The following is a 21,883-nucleotide window of genomic DNA, read 5'->3' on the forward strand; positions in this document are numbered from 1 at the left end:
CCCCTCCTGGGGCGGCTGATCACGGGCCGGAGGGGGTGACCAGGCCCGATTCGTAGGCGGCGATGACCAGTTGGGCCCGGTCGCGGGCGCCGAGTTTGCCGAAGATGCGGCTGACGTGGGTCTTCGTGGTGAGGGGCGAGAGGCCCAGGGCCTGGGCGGCCTCGGTGTTGTTGAGACCGCGGGCGACGAGGGCGAGCACCTGGCGTTCGCGTTCGGAGAGGGCGGACAGGGCCGCCGGGGGCGGGGTGCCGGGGGGCGGGGCGTCCGGGAGGCGGAGGGCGCGGGCGATGAGCCGGGCGGTCGGGCCGGGTGAGAGCAGCGACTCTCCCGCCGCCACCGTTCGTATCGCGTCGAGCAGTTCGGTCGGCCGGGTGTCCTTCACCAGGAAGCCGGACGCGCCCGCGCGCAGCGCCTCGACGATGTGCTCATCGGTGTCGTACGTGGTCAGGATCAGGATCTTGACCCCGGCGAGGTCCTCGTCCGCGGCGATGCGGCGCGTGGCCTCGATGCCGTCGAGGTCGGGCATCCGGATGTCCATGACCACGAGATCGGCCCGGGCGGTGCGGGCCAGTTCGACGGCCTGCCTGCCGGTGCCCGCCTGGCCGACCACCTCCATGTCGCGGGCGGACGCGACGAGCATGGCGAAGGCGGAGCGGACCAGGGTCTGGTCGTCGGCGAGCAGAACGCGGATCGGGGTCGCGGCCCCGGGCGTCGAGTCCTGCGGGGTGGTCATGCGGTGGCCTCCGTGGGGCGTGAGGGGGCCGCTGCGCCCCTGCCGTACGGTAGCGCGGCGGTGATGGCGAAGCCGGGGCGGCCGTCCGGGCGCGGGCCCGCGGTCAGGGTGCCCGCCACGCTGCGGGCGCGCTCGCGCATGCCGACGAGGCCGTAGCCCCGGGGGCGGCCCGGTTCGGCGGGAAGGGCGGTCCCGTCCGGTGGGCCGTCGTCCACGGCGGCGACGCACAGCCCACACTCGTCCCGCGTCACGCTGATCCGTACGCGGGTACCGGGCGCGTGCCGCACGGCGTTCGTCAGCGCCTCCTGCACGATGCGGTACGCGGCGGCGCCGACGGCCGGGGACGGCTCCGACGCGTCCACATCGACGGTGAGTTCCACCCGTACGCCCGCCGCCTCCGCCGCCGCGGCCAGGTCGGCGAGTCCGGCCAGGCCCGGCAGCGGTCCCGTGCCTTCCCCGTCGTCACCGTCGCCGCCCTCGCCCGCCCGCAGCACCTGGAGGGTGGCGCGGAGTTCGGCGCGGGCGTCGCGGCAGGTACCGGAGATCCCGTCGAGTGCCTTGGCCATGGCCGCACGGTCGAGGCGGTCGGGGTCGGCGATCAGGACGTGCGCCGCGACCGAGGTCTGGACGCCGATGAGGGTGATGCTGTGGGCCAGCAGATCGTGCAGATCGCGCGCGATCCGCAGCCGCTCCTCGGCGACCCGGCGCGCGGCCTCCTCCTCGCGGCTGCGCTCGGCCCGCTCGGCCCGCTCCAGGATCGCGCCGATGTACTTGCGGTGCATACGCACCGCCTCGCCGAACACCACGACCGACAGCACCCAGCCGGAGCTGCGCAGCATGTCGGCAGCCCCGTGCGGCTTGCCGCTCAGGGACATCACCACCACCATGAACGTGATCACCAGGGAGACGGTGAGGAAGGACCGCAGCGGCGGACCGATGACGGCGAGCGTGTAGACGGCGATGAGCCCGGCGGGGACGACGGCGAGGTGCACGTTGTCCATGGCGTGGTACGGACCGACGATGAACACGACGGCCGCCGTGACCACCATCGGGCTGTGCCGCCGCCCGATGAGCACGGCGGCGCTGCCGAAGAGCAGCGCCCAGCCGAGGGCGTCGGGGCGGTGGCCGTTGCGGTCAGGGTTGAACAGGGCCACAGCGCACTGGAGGGCGAGCACCGCGCCGGCGATCACGGCGTCGGTGCGCCGCCGGGCGCGGGACTCGGCCCGGGTCTCGGCGGGGCGGGGGCCGCTGTGCAGGGCGTGCACGAACCGGCTCAGCCCCCGCGTCACGCTCCGGGACACGCTCTGAGTCTCGCTCCGGGACACGCTCTGGGGCACGCTCTGGGTCACGGGGTGTGCGGACACGGCTCCATCCTCGGGGATCGGCCCCGGGCCGACCATAGGCGCGTACGGGCTCACCGGGGCGGGCCCCGGGCCGGCCGTCCCCTGCGCGGCCGACCCGGGCACCCGCCTCCCCGCGGTACGGGTCAGGACTTCCCGGCAGGGGCGAGGGTGACCGGTTCGGGCCGGGCGTCCGCGTCCGCCGCTGCGGGGCGGGAGAGGGGGCCGGGCCACCAGACCCGCCGTTTCAGCAGCAGACTCGCCGACGTCACCAGATACGTCCGGACGAGGAAGGTGTCGAGCAGGACACCGACCGCGACCACAAAGCCCAGTTCGACCAGCATCACCATGGGCAGCGACGCGAGGACCGCGAAGGTCGCCGCCAGCACCAGGCCCGCCGCGGCGATCACACCGCCGGTGGTGCGCAGAGCGGTGAGCGCCGCTTCCGCGACCGGCGCGCCGCGCAGCGACTCCTCACGCATGCGGTGCATCAGGAAGATGCCGTAGTCGACGCCGAGCGCGACCAGGAAGACGAAGGACAGCAGCGGCAGCCCGGGATCGACACCGGCGAAGTCGAAGACCGGCTCGAAGACGAGCCCGCCGAGACCCATCGCCGCACCCCACACCGCGATCACGGCGGCGACCAGGACCAGCGGTGCGACCAGGCTGCGCAGCAGGGCGGCGAGGATCAGCAGGACGGCGACGAGGACGAACGGGATGACGATCTTCCGGTCGTGGGCGTTGGTGTCCTTGAGATCGAGCTGCTGAGCGCTGGGACCACCGACCAGAGCGTCCGCGCCGTCGATCCGTTCCAGCCCGGAGCGGAGGGAGTGGATCGTGGCCAGTTCGCCCGCCGACTGCGGGGCGTCCTCGGCGAACACGTCGATCTCGGCCCAGCCGCCGCCGCTGCGGCCGCGCACCGCCCGTTCGACACCGTCCGTGCCACGGGCCCGGTCCAGCACCTTGGCGGCGTGCGAGGAGCGCGTGAGGACGCTGATGGGCTGGGTGCCGGCCCCGGGATAAGCGCGGGTGAGCGTCTGGGCGGCGGTCACGGACTCGGGCTTGTCGGTGAAGGTGTCCTGCTGCTTGAGGTCACCGGGCATGTTCAGCGCGCCGAGCGCGAGAGCTCCCAGCAGGGCCGTACCGCCGAGCAGCACGAGGCCGGGCCGCCGTCCGGCCGCGCCGCCCATCGCGGCGAACACGCTCCGGCGGGCCCGCGGTTCACTGCCGTACGCGGGTACCAGCGGCCAGAACACCCGGCGCCCGAGCAGCACCAGCACCGCGGGGAGCAGCGTCATCATCGCGGCGAGCGCGCAGACGACACCGACCGCGCCGACCGGCCCGAGACCACGGCTGCTGTTGAGGTCGGCGGCGAGCAGACACAGCAGCCCGGCGGCGACGGTACCGCTGGAGGCCAGGACGGCGGGACCGCAACCGCGCAGAGCCTGGCGCATCGCGTCGTACGGAGCCCGGTGGCGGCGCAGTTCCTCGCGGTAGCGGGACACGATCAGCAGGGCGTAGTCGGTACCGGCGCCGAAGATCAGCACTGTCATGATCGACGAACTCATGCTGGTGACGACGAGATCGAAGCCCTGGACCAGGCCGTAGACGATGGCCATGGCCGCCATCGCCGCCACCCCGACCACCACCAGCGGGACCAGCCACAGGAACGGGCTGCGATAGGTCAGGATCAGCAGCACGGCGACCATCCCGGCCGTCGCGAACATCAGAGTCCCGTCGGTGGAGGCGAAGACCTCCTGCGAATCGGCCGCCAGCGCACCGGGCCCGGCGACCTGGACGGACAGCCCCGCGGGGTGGGTCGACAGCTCGGCACGGACGTCCTTGACAGCCTCGGCGCGCACCTTCTCGTCCTTCAGCCCGGTGAGCGCCATCGGGTACATCACGGTGGTGCCGTCCTTGGACGGCACGGCCCGCGGCGCCCTGCCGCCGACCAGCTCATGACGGCCCGCCACCTCCGCGACCCGCCCGTCGGCCGCCCGGCGGTCGGCGGCGGTCAGCCCGCCGTCGCGGTGGTAGACGAGGACGAGGTCGGTCGTGTCGCCGCCGGGCAGCTTCTCCTGGAGCCGGGCGACCTGGGTGGAGTCGGCGCCCGCCGGGAGGTAGTCGACGGCGGTGTCGCGCTTGACGTCGTTCAGCTTGCCCGCGAAGGGCACGGCGACCAGGAGCACCAGGATCCAGGCGGTGATGGCCGCCCAAGGCAGCCGTCTGCCGGACGCGTTGGGCGGGCCCGGCTGCCGGGGGTCGCTTTGTATCCGTAGCGATGTGGTCTGCATGCCCCAAGGCTTCCGGCACCGCACACCCGAAACGTCGCGCCGGCGAGGGAGATGGGCACTACTGCGGTAGTGGCGCCTCCGGGTCGCTTACTCCCCGGGGAGTAAGGAGCCGGACGCCTGGATCACGTCAGAACGCCGCTCGGGTGGCGGCCAGGAGGCGGGCCGTGTCGTCGGGGCAGATCATGAGGGCGCGGCCTACGGTTTCGAGGACCGCGCGCTCGGCGGGGCGGTAGGGGCCGTCGGCTACGGCGATGCGGGCGCCCTGGAGGAGGATCGCTTCGCGGCCGGTGGGGGCGAGGTGGGGGGCCAGGGGTTCCAGGGCCTCGTGGAGTTCGATGGCGAGCGCCGTACCGCAGGGGTCGAGGCCGTCGCGCTCGCCGGTGGCGGCGCCGGGGAGGCGGCCGGTGTCGGCGGCGAGGGCTTCGATGAGGGCGAGGAGCTGGTCCTCGTCGCAGTCGGCGAATCCGGCGGCGCGCACGGCGCCGACCGCCACCTGACGCACCGCCGTGGCCTCGGTGCCGCCCGCGGCGAGGACCGCGAGGGCGACGGTGTGCACGGCGTCGCGCAGCATCGCGGAGAAGCGGGTGGTGGTGGGGTGGTCCAGGACCTCGGTGCCGAACCGGGCCGCGCAGGCGGCGCATTCGACGACGGGAGCGACCGGTCCGCGGGGCAGCAGCGGCAGGCCGAGCACCACGATGCGGCGGCGGCCGGTGCGGCGGCGGTAGTTGCGGTCGCCTCCGCAGTCGGGGCAGAAGAACTCGCCATCGCCGACCGTCCGCCATAGAGTGCGGACGCCCACCACACACAGGTCCCGGTCACGGCGGGCTCGCGCGTGCACCACGTCACACCTCCATAACGCTTCGGCCACGTTGCCGCGTTGACGTGATGCTAGCCACATCCATGATGCGCCGTCAGTACCCCGAACGGAGACAACAGGCCAAACCCGAGGCCCCGCCCACCTCATGCGGCGAACGGGGCCCCTTGTGGGTGACAGGATCAGCGGGTGTTCACCGCCGTGCGCGGTTGACCGCCGAGACGACGGCCTTGAGGGAGGCGCGCACGATGTTGGCGTCGACGCCGACGCCCCACAGCACCTTCCCGTCGATCGCGCATTCGATGTACGCGGCGGCCTGGGCGGCCGCGCCCTCGCTCAGGGTGTGCTCGGAGTAGTCCAGCAGCCGTACGTCGATGCCGATGGCGCCCAGGGCGTCGAAGAAGGCGGCCAGCGGGCCGTTGCCGGTGCCGGTCAGGACGGTCTCGGTGCCGTCCACGACGGCCTCGACGGTGAGCGCGTCGGTGCCCTCGCTGGTGGTGGACGTCTGGGCGGTGCGCAGCGCGATCCGGCCCCACTGGTTGTCGTCCGTCGGCAGGTACTCGTCCTGGAAGGTGGCCCAGATCTGGGCCGGGGTGACCTCGCCGCCGTCGGCGTCGGTCTTGGCCTGAATCGTCTTGGAGAACTCGATCTGCATGCGGCGCGGCAGATCCAGGTTGTGGTCGTTCCGCAGGACATAGGTGATACCGCCCTTGCCGGACTGCGAGTTGACCCGGATGACGGCCTCGTAGGAGCGGCCGACGTCCTTGGGGTCGATGGGCAGGTACGGGACGGCCCACTCGATGTCGTCGACCGTCTTGCCCTGCTCGGCCGCGTCGGCCTCCATCGCCTCGAACCCCTTCTTGATGGCGTCCTGGTGGGAGCCGGAGAAGGCGGTGTAGACCAGGTCGCCCGCGTAGGGGTGGCGCGGGTGGATCTGCATCTGGTTGCAGTACTCGGCGGTGCGGCGGATCTCGTCGATCTGCGAGAAGTCGATCTGCGGGTCGACGCCCTGGGAGAACAGGTTCATGCCCAGGGTCACCAGGTCGACGTTGCCGGTGCGCTCGCCCTGCCCGAACAGGCAGCCCTCGATGCGGTCCGCCCCGGCCATGATCGCCAGCTCGGCGGCGGCGACGGCCGTACCGCGGTCGTTGTGCGGGTGGACGGACAGGCAGATGTGCTCGCGGCGGGACAGGTTCCGCGACATCCACTCGAACCGGTCCGCGTGGGTGGAGGGCGTGGAGCGCTCGACGGTCGCGGGCAGGTTGAGGATGATCTCGCGGCCGGCCTCGGGCTGCCAGACGTCCATGACGCCCTCGCAGACCTCCAGCGCGAAGTCCAGCTCGGTGTCGGTGAAGATCTCGGGGCTGTACTGGTAGCCGAAGACCGTGTCGTCGCCCAGGATCTTGTCGGCGTACTCGACGACCAGCCGGGTGCCGTCCACCGCGATCTGCTTGACCTGCTCACGGGTGCCGCGGAAGACGACGCGGCGGAAGGTGGGCGCGGTGGCGTTGTACAGGTGCACGGTGGCCCGGTGCGCCCCGCGCAGCGACTCGACGGTGCGCTCGATCAGCTCTTCGCGGGCCTGGGTGAGGACGGAGATCGTCACGTCCTCGGGGATCGCGCCCTCCTCGATGATCGACCGTACGAAGTCGAAGTCGGTCTGGCCGGAGGAGGGGAAACCGACCTCGATCTCCTTGTATCCCATGCGGACCAGCAGGTCGAACATCTCGCGCTTGCGCACCGGGGACATCGGGTCGATCAGCGCCTGATTGCCGTCCCGCAGGTCGGTGGACAGCCAGCGCGGTGCGACGGTGATGCGGTTGTCCGGCCAGGTGCGGTCGGGGATGTCGACGGCCTCGTACGGGCCGTACTTGTGGATCGGCATGCCCGAAGGCTTCTGGGTGACGGTCGCGGCGGTGATGGGGGTGGGACGGCCTACGGCGCGCTGACCGGGATTGTCGGACGTGCTCATGATGCGTGGGCTCCTCTGGGATCCGCTCGGGTGTCCGCTGGGACGAAAGTCCATGGGGCGGCCGACGGGGCGAAATCACCGCAACACCGAACTCCGCGGGGAGGGGGTCGGCCTACGACTACAGGCCCTCGCCGCGGCAGCTAAGAAGAAGCAGCCCGAAACGCATGATGCTCAGCAGCGTAACCGAGACGCGCGCGACGCGTGGCCCCGTATCACTATGCGGACCACGGCATCCCGCAAGGAGGAATGGACATCTACCACTCGATTTCATCAATCATGACCGCAAGGCGTGACAAGCGGTAGACACGGTGCGACATTGCCTGGATGGATGTCAACGCGAACTCCCGCAGCCGCCGTGTCTTCTGCACGATCGTGCCGCCGCATGTCCTGGACAAGGTCTCCCAGCACGAGGACTCCGCCCTCGCCGACCCCGCCCGCCGCACCCTGGAGCGGGACGCCCTGGAGCGCACGCGCCGCCGGATCACCACCGTCCGCGGGATCGCCGCCCCCACCCTGGAGGGCGCGCCCTCCGACCGGCCCAAGCGGACGATCTACGACTCCCAGCACCAGGACGCGCTGCCGGGAAAGAAGGTGCGCGGCGAGGGCGACACGGCGACCTCGGACGAGTCGGTGACACGGGCCTACAACGGGCTGGGCGCGACCTTCGAGCTGTTCCTCAAGGTGTACGGCCGCCACTCGATCGACGACGCGGGCCTGCCGCTCGACGCGAGCGTCCACTACAGCCAGGACTACAACAACGCCTTCTGGAACGGCGAGCAGATGGTCTTCGGCGACGGAGACGGCGAGATCTTCCTCGACTTCACCATCCCCATCGACGTCATGGCCCACGAACTGACCCACGGCGTCACCCAGTACACCGCCAACCTGGAGTACTTCGGCCAGTCCGGGGCGCTCAACGAGTCGATGTCCGACGTCTTCGGCTCACTCGTCAAGCAGCACGCGCTGGGCCAGAGCGCCGACGAGGCCGACTGGCTGATCGGGGCCGGGCTGCTGGCGGAGCGGGTCACCGGGGTGGCCCTGCGCTCGCTGAAGGCCCCCGGCACGGCGTACGACGACGACGTCCTCGGCAAGGACCCGCAGCCGGGCACGATGGACGACTACGTGCGCACCTCGCGCGACAACGGCGGCGTCCACATCAACTCCGGCATCCCCAACCACGCGTTCTACCTGGCCGCCACGGCGCTCGGCGGCAACGCGTGGGAGAAGGCCGGGCGGGTCTGGTACGACGTGCTGACCGGCGGCGAGCTGTCCCCCGACGCGCAGTTCGACGACTTCGCCCGGCTCACGGTGGCCGCCGCCCGGGCCCGCTTCGGCGAGGGCGAGGAGCGGGACGCGGTGCGGGAGGCCTGGGAAGGCGTCGGGATCACGGACCTGGACGCGCGCTGAGCCTCACCCTCGGGTACTGATGGACCTATGCGTATCTCCGTGACCCGATCCGGCGGATTCGCCGGAATCGAGCGCCGGGCCGATCTGGACACCGCCGGTCGGCCCGACGCCACCCATCTGGCCGCCCTGGCCCACCAGGCCGTCGAGTCCGGCGCCCCGGCGGCCACGCGCGGCGTTCCGGACGGCTTCCACTACGAGATCACGGTGGACGGCCGCACGGTCCACGCCGCGGACCCGCACCTCAGCGACGCCCAGCGGGAGCTGGTGCGGACGGTCCTGAAGGAGGGCACGTAGCGCTCAGAATCCCAGCCGACGCAACTGCTTCGGGCCCCTGCTCTCTCTGCCGCCCTCGCACCGCTCGGCCCCAGGGGGCCTCCCGGGCTTCGCACGGCTGCGCCGGCCTCCGACCGGCGGCTGGGGCGGGTGTCAGAATCCCAGCCGACGCAACTGCTTCGGATCGCGCTGCCAATCCTTGGCGACCTTGACGTGAAGGTCGAGGAACACCGGAGTCCCGAGCAGGGCCTCGATGTGCTTGCGGGACTTGGAGCCGACGTCCTTCAGGCGGCGGCCCTTCGGGCCGATGATGATGCCCTTCTGGCTGGGGCGCTCGATGAAGAGGTTGGCGTGGATGTCCAGCAGCGGCTTGTCCGCCGGGCGGTCCTCGCGCGGCAGCATCTCCTCCACGACCACCGCGATGGAGTGCGGCAGCTCGTCCCGTACGCCCTCCAGCGCCGCCTCGCGGATCAGCTCCGCGACCATCACCTGCTCCGGCTCGTCGGTCAGGTCGCCCTCGGGGTAGAGGGTCGGGCCCTCGGGGAGCAGCGGGACGAGCAGATCGGCCAGCAGGCCGACCTGGCCGGCCCCTCTCCCACCACCACCGTCAGACGAGGGACTGCGTCCCGCCCCCATTTTTTCCGCGCCCACGGCCGAGACCGGGACGATCTCGGCCCACTCGATGCCCAGATCCTTGCCGAGCCGGTCGATGGCCAGGAGCTGCTGGGCCAGTTGCTCGGACTCGACCAGGTCGGTCTTGGTGACGATGGCGACCTTGGGCGTCTTCTTGATCCCGGCCAGCTCGGCGGCGATGAAGCGGTCGCCGGGGCCGAGCTTCTGGTCGGCGGGCAGGCAGAAGCCGATGACGTCGACCTCGGCCCAGGTGGTCCGTACGACGTCGTTCAGCCGCTCGCCGAGCAGGGTGCGCGGCTTGTGCAGACCGGGGGTGTCCACGAGCACCAGCTGTGCGTCGGGGCGGTGCACGATGCCGCGCACGGTGTGCCGGGTGGTCTGCGGGCGGTTGGAGGTGATCGCGACCTTCGTCCCCACCAGCGCGTTGGTCAGGGTCGACTTGCCCGCGTTGGGGCGGCCGACGAAGCAGGCGAAACCCGAGCGGTGCGGGGTCTCCCGCTGCTCGGTCGGGGACGGGGAGGTACCGGCAGTCATGGCCACCATTCTCCCCGATGCCCCGGACCGCTCCGACCAGCCGTCCACGTGCTTCGTTCCGGTCCGGTGGCTCAGACGGGCAGCGAGGCGCGCAGGGTGCCGTCGGTGCCCGCCAGCAGGATCGGGGTTCCGGCCCCGCCCAGGTCCCGTACGGCCGCGCGGTCCTCGTCGGCGGCGGTCTCCGCCTCGGTCACCACGGCCGCGGCCTCCAGCGACTTCGCCCCGCTGGCGACCGCCATCGCGACGGCGGTGCGCACCGCGCTGAGCTGGAGCGAGTCGAGGGCGACGGTGCCCGCGACGTACGTACGGCCCGTCTCGTCACGTACGGCGGCGCCCTCCGCGACGCCGTTGCGGGCGCGCGCGGAGCGGGCCAGCGTGATGATCTTGCGGTCTTCGGGGTCCAGCTGCGCTGCTTCGCTCATACGGATGAGCATAGGACGGGGCGCTGGCCGGGCGTTGACCGGGCGTGACACCGGTTGTGCGTCCTGCGGGCACGCATGGACCCGCGCCGGGCCGCAGTGGCGACGGCCCGGCGCGGGCGGACGGGATCCCGCTACGGGAGCAGCGGCAGCGGCTGGAACCTCAGCGAGGCGGACGCCGTGGCCGGGCTGAGGCCCGGACCACCCGCGAAGGTGGCGGTGTACGTATTGGCGGTCAGGACCGTGGGCGGGACGGTGACATTGGTCAGCGTCGCCGTGCCGGACGCGTTGGTGACCGCGCTGCCCAGGGCGATCGGTCCCAGCACGGTGTTGGCCGTGAAGACGATCGTCTGGCCGGNGTTGGTGACCGCGCTGCCCAGGGCGATCGGTCCCAGCACGGTGTTGGCCGTGAAGACGATCGTCTGGCCGGGGACGGGGTTGTTGGACTGGTCCTTGAGGGTGGCGCTGAGGGTGGGGATGACGAGCTGGCCGTTGATCCGCAGCCGGATGACGGCCGGGGTGGCGGTCAGGGTGGTGGTCGTCGAGCCCGCCACGGTCTGGGTGAGCGACGCGGTCGACGAGTTGAAGCAGCTGTCGCCGCTGTAGGTGGCGGTGACCGTGTGGGAGCCGGTGGTGAGCGCGTTGGTGCTCACGGTCGTCTGTCCGGCCGCGTTGAGCGTTCCGATGAGGGTCGGGCCGCCGCTGATCACGAAGGTGACGGTGCCGGTCGGGGTGCCGGTCGCCGGGGCGACCGGTGCCACGGTGGCGGTGAAGGTCACCGTCTGGCCGGGGGCGGAGGGGTTGGGGGTGGAGGTGATCGTGGTGGTGGTACTGGCCGAGTTCACCGTGGCGCTGCCGGTGGCCGTCGAGCCCGCGACGCCCGTGCTGCCCCCGTAGGTGGCCGTGACCGTGTGTGCTCCCACGCCCAGCGCACTGGTGGTGACGCAGGCCTGACCGCTGGCGTTGAGCGTTCCGGTCAGGGTCGGGCCACCGCTGATCACGAACGTGACGGTGCCGGTCGGGGTGCAGGTGCCCGGCGCGACGGTCGTCACCTGGGCGCAGATCGTCACCGGCTGGCTGCACACGGACGGGTTGGGCGAGATCGTCAGTGTCGTCGTGGAGGCGGCCTGGTTGACGGTGACCGAGCCGCTGCCCGTGGAGGGCGCGACGCCGGTGCTGCCCCCGTAGGTCGCCGTCACCGTGTGGGTGCCGACCGGGATGGCGGTGGTGGAGACGCAGGCCTGACCGCTGGCGTTGACCGTGGCCGTGAGGGTCGGGCCGCCCGAGACCACGAAGGTCACCGTGCCGGTCGGGGTGCAGGTGCCGGGCGGCACGGTGGTGACCTGGGCGCACAGCAGGACGGACTCGCCGCAGACCGACGGGGAGGGCGTGACCGAGACCGTGGTGGTGGACGACGCGGGGTTCACCGTCAGCGAGGCCGTGCCCGTCGAGCCCCCGACGCCGGAGTCGCCCGCGTAGGTGGCGGTGATCGTGTGGGTGCCGACCGGCACCGCCGTGGTGGTCACGCACGCCTGGCCGGTGGCGTCCAGGGTCGCCGTCAGCGTCGGTCCGCCGGTGATCACGAACGTCACGTCACCGGTCGGGACGCAGGTGCTGGGCGGAGCCACCGTCACCTGGGCGCAGATGGTCACCGCCTCTCCGCAGACGGAGGGGCTCGGCGTCGCCGAGACCGTCAGCGTGGACGTGCCCGGGGTGACGGTGACCGTCCCGGTGCCCGAGGAACCCGCGACGCCGGTGTCGCCGGAGTAGGTGGCGGTCACGACGTGTGTGCCGACGGGGATGGCGCTGGTGGTCACGCAGGCCTGACCGGTGCCGTCCACCACCCCGGTCAGCGTCGGGCCGCCCGAGATCACGAACGTCACCGTGCCGGTCGGGGGGCAGGTGCCGGGCGGCACGGTCGTCACCTGGGCGCAGATCGTCACCGACTCTCCGCAGGCGCCGGGGTCGGGGGCGGTGACGGTGGTGGTCGAGGACGCCTGATTCACCGTCACGCTCGTGGTGCCCATGGAGCCCGAGACCCCGGCGTTGCCGGCGTAGGTGGCGGTCACGGTCTGCGTTCCCACCGGGATGGCGCTGGTGGTCACGCAGGCCTGGCCGGTGGCGTCGACCGTCGCCGTCAGCGTCGGACCACCGGTGATCACGAACGTCACGGTGCCGGTCGCGACGCAGGTGCTGGGCGAAGCCACCGTCACCTGGGCGCACAGGGTGACCGCTTCGCCGCAGACGGACGGGTTCGGCGTCGCCGAGACCGTCGTCGTCGACGTGGCCTGGTCGACGGTGACCGAGCCGGTGGTCGAGGAGCCCGCGACGCCGGTGTCGCCGGAGTAGGTGACGGTCACCGAACTGGTGCCGCCGGGCAGTTCGTCGCTCGTCACACAGGCCTGGCCGGTCGCGTCGAGCGGCGCGGTGAGCGTCGGGCCGCCGGAAACGGCGAAGGTCACCGTCCCGGTGGGGGTACAGGTCCCCGGGTCGTCCACGGTCACCGTCGCGCACAGCGTCACCGTCTGGCCGCAGACCGACGGGTCGGGGGTGGCGGTGAAGGCGGTGGTCGAGGTGGCCTGGTTCACCGTCAGCGGGACCAAGGCCGAGTTGGACGCGGCGAACTCGGTGTCCCCGCCGTAGAAGGCCGCCGCCACATGGGTGCCCACGTCCAGATCGGCGACCGTGACGGACGCCTGGCCGGTGGCGTCGAGGGGCGCGGTGAGGGCCGGCCCGTCGTCGCTGATGATGAAGGTCACCGTGCCTGTCGGGGTTCCCGCGGCGGGCGGGACGGCCGCCACGGTCGCCGTCAGGGTCACCGCTTCGCCGCAGACCGCGGGGTTGGGCGAGGCCGTCAGGGAGGTGGTCGTCGCCCCTTGGTTGACCTGCTGGATGCTGGTGCCCGTCGACGGGTCCAGGTTGGCGTCGCCGCTGTAGGTGGCCGTCACCGTGTGGGAGCCCACGGCCAGGGAGCTGTCGGTGAAGGAGGCCTGTCCGGCGGCGTCGACCGCGACGGTCACCGGCGCACCGGCGTCCAGGGTGAAGGTGACCGTGCCGGTCGGGGTGAACGCGCCCGGTGGAACCGAGGCGACGGTCGCGGTGTAGGTGACGGCCTGACCGGGGACGGAGGGGTTCGGCGTGGAGGTGACCGTGGTGGTCGAGGAAGCCATGGGAGCGGCCCCTTCCCGGGGTGCGGTATGGGGAGGGGTGGACCGCCCGGGTCTCCGCTCTCAATCCCGCGGAGACCCTGTTCTCCCTGCGTGGGGGTGCCCATACGGCCGACCTGCCTACGTCGGAACGACAAGCCGGCTGTCCCCCGACAGGGGTATGGGCGGCCCACCGGTCGGTATCTGCAAGTAAGCCGCTGCCTACGCCAGATGGGCCAGACCACAGAGGGTGAATGCATCCGTATGGCGCAGCGCGACCCCGCGCGTCCGTGCGCCTCCCCGCGCGGGCGTGATACGGGGCGCCCCCGCGCCCCCAGGCGCCCCGCACCCGTTCGGCGGGGCCTTACGACTCGGCCGCCGCCGTCTCCCGCACCGGCTCCACCAGCACCGTCACGATGCGGTTGCGGCGGCCCGCCGGGGATTCGGCGGTCAGCCGCAGCGCCTTCAGGGCCGGGTCGGTGCCGCCTTCGGGGACGTCGACCTGAGCCGTGGCGCCCGCGATCGGCACCCGGCCCAGCGACTTGGCGAGCAGCCCGCCCACCGTCTCGACGTCCTCATCCTCCAGGGCCGTGCCGTACAGCTCGCCGAGGTCGCCGAGGCCGAGCCGGGCGGTGACCCGGTGGGTGCCGTCGCCGAGGTCCTCGACGGGCGGCAGTTCACGGTCGTACTCGTCGGTGATCTCGCCGACGATCTCCTCGAGGATGTCCTCGATGGTGACGATGCCCGCGGTACCGCCGTACTCGTCGATCACCACGGCCACGTGGTTGCGCGCTTGCTGCATCTCCCGCAGCAGGTCGCCCGCGTTCTTGGTGTCGGGGACGAAGGCGGCGGGCCGCATGGCGGTGGAGACCAGCTCGGACTCGGACTCCCGGTTGATGTGCGTCTTGCGGACCAGGTCCTTCAGGTAGACGATCCCGACGATGTCGTCCTCGTTCTCCCCGGTGACCGGAATCCTGGAGAATCCGGAACGCAGCGCGAGGGTGAGCGCCTGCCGGATGGTCTTGAAGCGCTCGATGGCGACCAGATCGGTGCGCGGCACCATCACCTCGCGCACCAAGGTGTCGCCCAGCTCGAAGACGGAGTGCACCATGCGCCGCTCGTCGTCCTCGATCAGCGACTCCTGCTCGGCGAGGTCGACCAGCGCGCGCAGCTCGGCCTCGGAGGCGAACGGGCCCTTCCGGAAGCCCTTTCCGGGGGTGAGCGCGTTACCGAGGAGGATCAGCAGCGGCGGGATGGGGCCCATGATCCGGGCCAGCGGGAGCAGCACATAGGCGGCGACGGTCGCGGTGTTGAGCGGATGCTGCGCGCCGATGGTGCGCGGCGAGACGCCCACCGCCACGTACGACACCAGGACCATCACGCCGATCGCGACGGTCAGCGCCTTCCAGGTCTCGGGGAACGCGTGCAGACAGGCGTACGTGACGACGGCCCCCGCAGCCACCTCGCACGCGACGCGCACCAGCAGCGCCACGTTGAGGTAGCGGGTGGGGTCCTCGGCGACGAGCATCAGCTTGGCGCTGCCCCGCCGCCCGTTCCGCACCGCTTCCTCGGCGCGGAACCGGGTGGTGCGGGCGAGGCCCGCCTCGGCGCAGGCCGCCAGCCAGGCGACGACCACCAGCAGGACGGTCGCCGTGAGGAGCTGCCCGTTCATCGCGTGGTGGGGGCCGGGGAGGGCCCGGTCAGGCCGTACTCGGCCCGCCAGCCGTCGATGATCGCCGCTTGGAGGCCGAACATCTCGGCGCGCTCGTCCGGCTCCTCGTGGTCGTAGCCGAGGAGATGGAGGACGCCGTGGACGGTGAGCAGCTGGAGCTCCTCGTCCATGGAGTGCCCGGTCGGCGCCTCCTCCCCCTGCTTCTTGGCCACGTCGGGGCAGAGCACGATGTCACCGAGGAGGCCCTGCGGGGGCTCCTCGTCGTCCTTGGCGGGCGGCCGCAGCTCGTCCATCGGGAAGGACATGACATCGGTCGGCCCCGGCAGGTCCATCCACTGGATGTGGAGCTGCTCCATGGCGTCGGCGTCGACGACGATCAGCGACAGCTCGGAGAGCGGGTGGATACGCATCCGGGCCAGTGCGTAGCGGGCGACGTCCAGGATCGCGCGCTCGTCGATGTCCGTACCGGATTCGTTGTTGACGTCGATCGCCATGGGGTGGTTCGTCTTTTCTCGGGTCTCTTCGGGGGCGGTCACTGGCCGTTGCGGCTGTCGTACTGCTCGTACGCGTCGACGATACGGCCGACCAGCTTGTGCCGGACCACGTCCTTGCTGGTGAGCAGGGAGAAGTGGACGTCGTCGACGCCGTCCAGGATCTCCCGCACCTGGCGCAGACCGCTCTTGGTCCCGCCCGGGAGGTCGACCTGGGTGACGTCACCCGTGATCACGATCTTCGAGTCGAAGCCGAGCCGGGTGAGGAACATCTTCATCTGCTCGGGGTTCGTGTTCTGCGCCTCGTCGAGGATGATGAACGCGTCGTTGAGCGTCCGGCCGCGCATGTACGCCAGCGGGGCGACCTCGATCGTGCCCGCGGCCATCAGGCGCGGGATGGAGTCGGGGTCGAGCATGTCGTGCAGCGCGTCGTACAGGGGCCGCAGATACGGGTCGATCTTCTCGTAGAGCGTGCCGGGCAGGAAGCCCAGCCGCTCCCCCGCCTCGACCGCCGGCCGGGTCAGGATGATCCGGGTGACCTGCTTGGACTGGAGGGCCTGGACTGCCTTGGCCATCGCCAGATAGGTCTTGCCGGTACCGGCTGGGCCGATGCCGAAGACGACGGTGTGCTTGTCTATCGCGTCGACATAGCGCTTCTGGTTGAGCGTCTTGGGGCGGATGGTGCGGCCGCGGTTGGAGAGGATGTTCTGAGTGAGCACCTCGGCGGGCGTCTCGGCCGCCTCGCCCTCGCCGTTCTCGGCTGCGCGCAGCATGGAGATGGAGCGCTCCACCGCGTCCTCCGTCATCGGTTGACCGGTGCGGAGCACCAGCATCATCTCATCGAACAGACGCTGGACCAGGGCGACTTCCTCAGGGTCCCCGGTCGCGCTGACTTCATTGCCCCGGACATGGATATCGGTCGACGGGAACGCCTTTTCGATCACACGCAGCAACGAGTCACCCGATCCCAGGACCATGACCATCGGGTGCTTGGTCGGGACCGTGAACTGCGCATGCGCCTGCGGTGCTGTGGTTGGTTGCGTCATGGGCTCGGCTCTGCGGCCTGCTCCTACCTCCTGCGACAAGGGTTCTCGCTGCTCGACAACCTTGAGATACCAGGGTACGACGGGCCACCGACAAGACCCGAGTGCTTTTACTCCATGCCCTTCATCACACCGGGCCGCAGGCGCTTCGTGCCTGGTACCGGGCACGGGTGTTCACGCCCGGCGGAAGCCGATCGTGGGGACGGCCCGGCGCAGCAGGCTCGGGCGGGCAGCGGGGGGCAGCAGACGGTCCAGGAAGGCGTAGCGGCGCAGCGCGCTCGGCGACTGGTCGTCGTAGGAGCGGGCGTGCTGCCACCAGGCCCCGATCTCGCACCAGCCGGGCGCGGAGAGCGAGCCGCCGAACTCCTGGACGGACAGCGCGGCGGTCAGCCCGGCGAACGCCAGCCGGTCGGCGAGCGGCCAGTCGGCGAGGGTGCCGGTGACGAAGCCCGCGACGAACACGTCCCCGGCGCCGGTCGGGTCCAGGGCCTCCACGGCGATCGCGGGCACCTCGGCGGTCTCGCCGGTGCGGCCGTCCACCGCGTACGCCCCCTCCGCGCCCAGGGTGACCACGGCGAGCGGCACCCGCTCGGCGAGCGCGCGGGCGGCGGCCCGCGGGCAGTCGGTGCGGGTGTAGGACATCGCCTCGGCCGCGTTGGGCAGGAACGCCTCGCAGTGCTCCAGGTCGGCGAGGTCCGCCGGGTCCCAGCGGCCGGTGTCGTCCCAGCCGACGTCCGCGAAGATCCGGCTGCCGCGCCGGGCGGCCTCGGCGACCCACTCCTCCCGGCGGCCGGGAACGAGGGAGGCGATGGCGGCCCGGGCCGGGGGCGGGCAGCTGGGCGCGGGCTCCTCGGGCGGCGGCGCCTCGTGGCCGTGCGAGACCATCGTGCGCTCGCCCTCGTACGCCATGGAGACGGTCACCGGGGAGTGCCAGCCGGGGATGGTGCGGGACAGCGACAGATCGATGCCCTCGCCGCGCTCCAGGGCGTCCCGGCAGTAGTCGCCGTAGTGGTCGTCCCCGAAGGCGGCGGCGAGCGAGGTGCGCAGCCCCAGCCGGGCCAGCGCGGTGGCCATGTTGGCGACGCCGCCGGGGCTGGAACCCATGCCGCGCGCCCAGGACTCGGTGCCGCGGACGGGCGCGGAGTCCAGGCCGGTGAAGATGATGTCGAGGAAGACGGTGCCGGTGAGATAGACGTCACAGCCGGGGTCGCCGGGGCCGCGGACGGCCGCCAGCGGATCGAGCAGGGGGCGGCTCGCCAAGGGCTGGTCACCGTCGTGTGTCGTCACCGTGTGCTCCCAGGTCGGACCGTTCTGTTCTGTTGCTACCGGTTTCGTTCTGTTACTGGTGCTGTGCGCTTTCGCCGGCGCTTCGTTCCGTTGGCCGCTTCGTTCCGTCGTTGCCGCCGGGGCGGATGCGGCCAGTGTGCCGGATGGCACCCGTCCCGCGGCGCGACGGCGGTGCTAGCGCCGCTTCGGCACGGCCACGCTCATCAGGTCCTGGGCGACGGTCAGCTCCCCGTCGAAGCCCGCCGCGCGCGCCTGGCGCTCGAACTCGGCCGGGTCGCCGTACCGCTGCGAGAAGTGCGTCAGCACCAGGTGGCGTACGCCCGCCCCGGCCGCGATCCGGGCCGCCTGCCCGGCCGTCAGATGGCCGTGCTCGGTCGCCAGCGGCTCGTCCTCGTCCAGGAACGTCGACTCGATCACCAGGAGATCGCAGCCCTCCGCCAGCGCGTGCGCGCCCTCGCACAGCCGGGTGTCCATGACGAACGCGAACCGCTGGCCGCGCCGGGCCTCGCTGACCTCCTCCAGCGTGACCGTGCGCCCGTCCCGCTCGATGGCGCCCTCCCGCTGGAGCCGCCCGATCTCGGGCCCGCGCACCCCGTGCGCGGCGAGCCGCTCCGGCAGCATCCGGCGGCCGTCGGGCTCGACGAGGCGGTAGCCGTAGGACTCGACCGGGTGCGAGAGCCGGACCGCCTCCAGGGTGTACGCGGGGGTACGGGCGATCACCTCGCCGTCACCGCTGACCGGCCGCTGGGTCAGCCGGACCGTCTCGCGGTAGGCCGTGGCGTACCGCAGCCGGTCGAAGAAGCGCTCACCGCTGGCCGGGTAGTGCGCGGTCACCGGATGGGGAACGCGGTCGAGGTTGATCCGCTGGATGACCCCGGCCAGCCCCAGCGAGTGGTCGCCGTGGAAGTGGGTGACGCAGATCCGGTTGATGTCATGGGCCGCCACCCCGGCCCGCAGCATCTGCCGCTGCGTGCCCTCGCCGGGGTCGAACAGCATGCCCTCGCCGTCCCAGCGCAGCAGATAGCCGTTGTGGTTGCGGTGCCGGGTGGGCACCTGGCTCGCGGTGCCGAGGACGACCAGTTCCCGCGCGGACAACGGAACTACCCGGGGGGCCAGTTGAGGCCACGGCCGCCGAGGACGTGGGCATGCGTGTGGAAGACGGTCTGCCCGGCGCCCGAGCCCGTGTTGAACACGACCCGGTAGCCCGTGCCGTCGATCTTCTCGTGGGCGGCGACCGCGCCCGTCTCGACCAGCACGTCGGCGGCGATCCGCGGCTCGGCGGCCGCCAGGGACACGGCGTCCGGATAGTGCACCTTGGGGATCACCAGGACGTGCGTCGGTGCCTGGGGGTTGATGTCGCGGAACGCGACGGTGGTGTCGGTCTCGCGGATGACGGTCGCCGGCACCTCCCCCGAGACAATCTTGCAGAACAGGCAGTCGGCCTGCGGTTCTCCCGCCACCGGTGGCTCCTTACGGATCGTCGGCTGGATCATCGGCACTTCTGGATCATCAACGCCTTCGCACGGGATGCTACCGGGCCTCCCTCAGGGCGGCCCGCTCGAACCAGATGGTGATCAAGGGGGGCACCCAGCCCGCGTGCGTGAGCACTTGGAGGAACACCCGGTCCGTCCACGGGACGATCACGATCAGCGCCGCGCACAGCGTGCACCACACCGCCTCGTACAGCGAGAGCTTCACCCAGAACTCCCGCCGCACCAGCGACCAGACGCCCAGCTTGGCGCCGTGCGGCAGCTTGCGGTACGCGCGCCAGGCGCCCAGCGCCCAGACGACCCCCATCAGGGCGAGCGCGTAGAGCCTCGTGCCGAGGGGCGCGGGCAGCGCGGTCGGATCGTCCTCCGTGGGGAAGACCCTGGCGGTCAGCACGGCGATCAGCAGGCACAGCAGGGCGAGCCAGCGGGTGCCGCGCACCATCCGGAACAGCGTCCCCTCCAGGCCCTTGCGCAGCCCCTGGTCGCTCGGGGCGGCGGCCAGCGCCTGGGCGTAGCCCTGGGCGACCTCCGGGAGCTTGGCCTCCTTCGAGTGGGCCTTGCGGGTGGCCCGCTCGTGCAGCGCCCAGGCGTTGGAGGGGTCGAGGCGCAGCACCTCGCTCACCGCCTGGTCGCACACGTCGCGACGCCCGTTGGCCAGGGCCGCCTTCCACAGGGCGCGGTGGGCTCCGACCTCCTCCGGGCCGAGCCGCACCGCCGTCACCGCCGCCTCGTACGCCTGGGGCCAGCGGTCGGGCGGGGAGATCAGCGCCTCGGAGAGCGCCGTGTACCCCATCCAGTGGTCCGGCAGGATGCGGATGGCCTCGCGGGCGGCGGCGACCGACTCGTCCGAACGGCCGAGACGGCGCAGGGCGAAGGAACGGAACCGGTGCGCGTCGAAGTCCTCCGGGTCGCGGCGCAGCGCCTCCTGGGTCGCGTGCAGCGCGTCCTCGAAGTCCTTGGTGTTGACGTGGCATATGGCCAGCCGCACCCAGGCCCGGACGTCGTCCGGCTCACCGGCCAGGCGGCGGGCCAGCAGCTCCTTCGCCTGGTCGTACCGTTCGAGTTCGATCAGCGCGGCCGCCTGGGCGGTCAGCGGGTGCTCGGTCCCGGTCCCGCTCATGTACGGCCCCCGTCGCCGTTTCCGTCCCCGTCGGCGGCGTTCACAGCATCCGCTTCCGCTTGAGGTAGGCCAGCAGATCGTCGTACGTGCCGCCCTCGTTGGCGAACTGGGCCACGTTGCGCGCGGTGTCGAACCACGGGCGGGTCGAGGGCCGCACCTGGCCCAGCGCGGCCAGCAGATCGTCCTGGCCGATCATCCGGGCCTGTCCGGTCCGTACGGAGTCCATCAGGGCGCGCTCGGCCGCCGTCTCGCACAGGTACTTGAGGTCCGCGCCGGAGAAGCCGTCGGTCCGCTTGGCCAGCTTGCGCACGTCGACGCCCGCGATCGGGCGGTCCGCCAGGTGGTGGCGGAGGATCGCCTCGCGCGCGGGCTGGTCGGGCGGCAGCACCAGCAGGGTGCGGTCGAGGCGGCCGGGGCGGCGCAGCGCGCCGTCCACGTCCCAGGGGTGGTTGGTGGCGGCGAGCACGAACAGCCCCTCGTTGGCCTCCGCGTCGACCCCGTCCAGCTCGGCCAGCAGCTGGTTGACGGTGGTGCGCAGCCCGCTGTGGCGGAGCTGGCTGCGCTTGGCGCCCAGGGCGTCCAGCTCGTCCAGGAAGAGCACGCAGGGGGCGCTGCGGCGGGCGGTCTGGAACAGCTCGCGCATGTTCCGTTCGGAATTGCCGATCCACATGTCGAGAACGTCGCTGATGCTGACCGACATGAAGTGGGCGCCCAGCTCCCCGGCCACGGCGCGCGCGATGTACGTCTTGCCGCAGCCGGGCGGCCCGTACATCAGCAGCCCGCCGCGCAGGCTCTTGCCGTAGAGCTTGCGCAGCTCGGGGTTGCGCATGGGGGCGAGGAAGGCGGCGTCGAGGCGTTCCTTGACCTCGTCCATGCCGCCGATGTCGGCCAGGCGCACACCGGTGCGCTCCACCTCCCACGCGGAGGTCTCACCAGGGTCGTCGGAGCCGTCGGCGGCCAACGGCCCGTGCGGCCGGGGCCCCTCGTCGGAGTGCTCGGGGTGCTCGGAGTGCTCGGAATCCGCGGGGTCGTCCGGGGCCTCCACGAAGCGCGGTGGGACGACGTCCGCCAACTCGCCCTCGGCGCGCCGCCAGTCGTACGAACCGGCTCCGGACGCGGGGCCAGGAGCGGCAGGGGCCGGAGCGGCGGGGCCAGGAGCGGCAGGGGCCGGAGCGGCGGGGGCTGGAGCGGCGGGGGCCGGAGCGGCGGGCGGGG

General features: G+C 72.1%; 18 protein-coding genes. 2 read left to right on the forward strand and 16 right to left on the reverse strand.

All coding sequences use genetic code 11. The annotated features are described in order from the left end of the window. Positions 1-19: 19 nt before the first annotated feature. The 5 genes from EEJ42_RS27705 to leuA form a co-directional block, all read right to left on the reverse strand. Positions 20-733 carry a response regulator transcription factor gene (locus tag EEJ42_RS27705; protein WP_123104062.1) on the reverse strand — a complete coding sequence of 238 codons (714 nt, stop codon included), beginning with the start codon at positions 731-733 and terminating at the stop codon, positions 20-22. Then, entirely contained in the window at positions 730-2,133 is a 1,404-nt protein-coding gene (locus EEJ42_RS27710; RefSeq protein WP_123104064.1) for a sensor histidine kinase, read from the reverse strand. Before EEJ42_RS27710 ends, EEJ42_RS27705 begins: the two co-directional genes overlap by 4 nt. 86 nt (positions 2,134-2,219) lie before the next feature. After that, positions 2,220-4,367 (reverse strand): MMPL family transporter, encoded by a 2,148-nt coding sequence (locus EEJ42_RS27715; protein WP_123104066.1) that lies wholly within the window; start codon positions 4,365-4,367, stop codon positions 2,220-2,222. 127 nt (positions 4,368-4,494) lie between these two features. Beyond that, positions 4,495-5,208 carry a TerB family tellurite resistance protein gene (locus EEJ42_RS27720; RefSeq protein ID WP_039939029.1) on the reverse strand — a complete coding sequence of 238 codons (714 nt, stop codon included), beginning with the start codon at positions 5,206-5,208 and terminating at the stop codon, positions 4,495-4,497. Positions 5,209-5,374: 166 nt separating this feature from the next. Further along, on the reverse strand, positions 5,375-7,153 hold the full coding sequence (gene leuA, locus EEJ42_RS27725) for a 2-isopropylmalate synthase (protein WP_123104068.1): 1,779 nt from the start codon (positions 7,151-7,153) through the stop codon (positions 5,375-5,377). A gap of 324 nt (positions 7,154-7,477) precedes the next feature. Between leuA and EEJ42_RS27730 the strand changes: the two genes are divergently transcribed. Both EEJ42_RS27730 and EEJ42_RS27735 read left to right on the forward strand, forming a co-directional pair. Continuing rightward, the gene (locus EEJ42_RS27730) at positions 7,478-8,560 is read left to right on the forward strand and encodes a M4 family metallopeptidase (RefSeq protein ID WP_123104070.1); all 1,083 of its coding nucleotides are present in this window, start codon (positions 7,478-7,480) and stop codon (positions 8,558-8,560) included. Positions 8,561-8,587: 27 nt separating this feature from the next. Next, complete coding sequence (locus tag EEJ42_RS27735; protein ID WP_123104072.1) at positions 8,588-8,854, forward strand: protealysin inhibitor emfourin; 267 nt, start codon at positions 8,588-8,590, stop codon at positions 8,852-8,854. 132 nt (positions 8,855-8,986) lie between these two features. Here the strand turns inward: EEJ42_RS27735 and EEJ42_RS27740 are convergent, their stop codons facing one another. From EEJ42_RS27740 to EEJ42_RS53185, 11 genes are all read right to left on the reverse strand, one after another. Then, entirely contained in the window at positions 8,987-10,000 is a 1,014-nt protein-coding gene (locus EEJ42_RS27740) for a GTPase Era (RefSeq protein ID WP_123104106.1), read from the reverse strand. A 71-nt stretch (positions 10,001-10,071) separates the two neighbouring features. After that, positions 10,072-10,422 (reverse strand): cytidine deaminase, encoded by a 351-nt coding sequence (locus EEJ42_RS27745; RefSeq protein WP_123104108.1) that lies wholly within the window; start codon positions 10,420-10,422, stop codon positions 10,072-10,074. Positions 10,423-10,553: 131 nt separating this feature from the next. After that, a complete protein-coding gene (locus tag EEJ42_RS27750; RefSeq protein ID WP_123104074.1) occupies positions 10,554-13,589 on the reverse strand; it encodes a beta strand repeat-containing protein in 3,036 nt (1,011 codons plus the stop codon). 340 nt (positions 13,590-13,929) lie between these two features. Continuing rightward, positions 13,930-15,237, reverse strand: coding sequence for a hemolysin family protein (locus tag EEJ42_RS27755; RefSeq protein ID WP_123104076.1), 1,308 nt, complete (start codon positions 15,235-15,237; stop codon positions 13,930-13,932). Further along, positions 15,234-15,731: an rRNA maturation RNase YbeY gene (gene ybeY / locus EEJ42_RS27760; protein ID WP_123104078.1), complete on the reverse strand. Its 498-nt coding sequence runs from the start codon at positions 15,729-15,731 to the stop codon at positions 15,234-15,236. Before ybeY ends, EEJ42_RS27755 begins: the two co-directional genes overlap by 4 nt. Before the next feature lie 38 nt (positions 15,732-15,769). Beyond that, positions 15,770-16,774 carry a PhoH family protein gene (locus EEJ42_RS27765; RefSeq protein WP_123104080.1) on the reverse strand — a complete coding sequence of 335 codons (1,005 nt, stop codon included), beginning with the start codon at positions 16,772-16,774 and terminating at the stop codon, positions 15,770-15,772. A gap of 171 nt (positions 16,775-16,945) precedes the next feature. Beyond that, positions 16,946-18,058 carry a PfkB family carbohydrate kinase gene (locus tag EEJ42_RS27770; RefSeq protein WP_184503303.1) on the reverse strand — a complete coding sequence of 371 codons (1,113 nt, stop codon included), beginning with the start codon at positions 18,056-18,058 and terminating at the stop codon, positions 16,946-16,948. Positions 18,059-18,232: 174 nt separating this feature from the next. Next, on the reverse strand, positions 18,233-19,153 hold the full coding sequence (locus EEJ42_RS27775) for a ribonuclease Z (protein ID WP_123104082.1): 921 nt from the start codon (positions 19,151-19,153) through the stop codon (positions 18,233-18,235). Positions 19,154-19,158: 5 nt separating this feature from the next. Then, the gene (locus EEJ42_RS27780; protein ID WP_123104112.1) at positions 19,159-19,518 is read right to left on the reverse strand and encodes a histidine triad nucleotide-binding protein; all 360 of its coding nucleotides are present in this window, start codon (positions 19,516-19,518) and stop codon (positions 19,159-19,161) included. A gap of 70 nt (positions 19,519-19,588) precedes the next feature. Further along, positions 19,589-20,668: a tetratricopeptide repeat protein gene (locus tag EEJ42_RS27785; protein ID WP_246097432.1), complete on the reverse strand. Its 1,080-nt coding sequence runs from the start codon at positions 20,666-20,668 to the stop codon at positions 19,589-19,591. Positions 20,669-20,708: 40 nt separating this feature from the next. Further along, positions 20,709-21,883: ATP-binding protein (locus tag EEJ42_RS53185; RefSeq protein WP_246097433.1), on the reverse strand; the 1,175-nt coding region annotated here is incomplete at its 5' end.

This window comes from Streptomyces botrytidirepellens, assembly GCF_003721215.1.
Classification (GTDB): domain Bacteria; phylum Actinomycetota; class Actinomycetes; order Streptomycetales; family Streptomycetaceae; genus Streptomyces; species Streptomyces himastatinicus.